The sequence below is a fragment of the Pseudomonas sp. LS_2 genome (genome assembly GCF_042709235.1).
GTDB lineage: Bacteria > Pseudomonadota > Gammaproteobacteria > Pseudomonadales > Pseudomonadaceae > Aquipseudomonas.
This window is the reverse complement of the sequence record NZ_JAVAYC010000073.1, coordinates 1-836: the sequence shown is the minus strand read 5'-3', so window position 1 is coordinate 836 and position 836 is coordinate 1. Positions and strand designations below refer to the sequence as shown.

General features: G+C 62.3%; 1 protein-coding gene. It reads right to left on the bottom strand.

Features of this window, described 5'->3' with window-relative positions; all coding sequences use genetic code 11:
• The coding region (locus RAC97_RS24600) for an immunoglobulin-like domain-containing protein (RefSeq protein ID WP_379671519.1) at nt 1–836 on the bottom strand (836 nt) is incomplete at both ends.

Genomic DNA, 836 nt, shown 5'->3' with positions numbered 1-836 from the left:
GGTCTTGCCTTCGACCGTGGCGCTGGTGACGCCGACGGTGAGCGAACCTGCGTCCTTGAACACATCGTCGCCTTGAGCCGGTGCCTTGTACTCGACCTGGGTTTGTCCGGCAGCGAGGGTGACTTGGTCTCCGTTGCTAAGGGTGACGGTCAATGGGCGATCCAGTGCCTGGTTCACTTTCACGGTGAACGAAGGCTGCTGGGCTTCGGTGACATCGCCGTTGCTGATGATGGTCACCAATACCTTATCGCCCTCGTTGCCTGCACCCGGCGTACCCGAGCCGGTCTCATCGGTGACGGTGGTCGTGAGGGTGTTGCTGCCGAGGGTGAGTTTCTCGAAGTTATCCCCGCCGCTGACGCTTTCCAGCTTGTTGACGATGCTGGGCTGACCGCCGATATAGGCGTCGTCCTTCGCCGTGACGATGGCCGTGCCCGTTGCGCTGCCCGCAGGCACGTTGACTTTCGTGCCATCGGAAAGGGTAAACACCAAGCCGCTGTGGCCCGTGACCGCTAAGCCCTGGGCGTTGCTCAGGGTGACGGTATAGGTGACTTGGCCGCCTTCGGCGACGGTGGTTTTGTCCGCCGTCAGCGTGGCGACCACCTCACTGGGCGTATCGCTGATTTGTACGGTTGCCGGGCTGCCCAGCTCCAGGTTTTCGAAAGTCTTGCCTTCGACCGTGGCGCTACTGACGCCGACGGTGAGCGAGCCTGCGTCTTTGAAGACATCGTCGCCTTGAGCGGGTGCCTTGTACTCGACCTGGGTCTGGCCCGCCGCGAGGGTGACTTGGTCTCCGTTGCTAAGGGTGACGGTCAATGGGCGGTCCAGCGCCTGGTTCA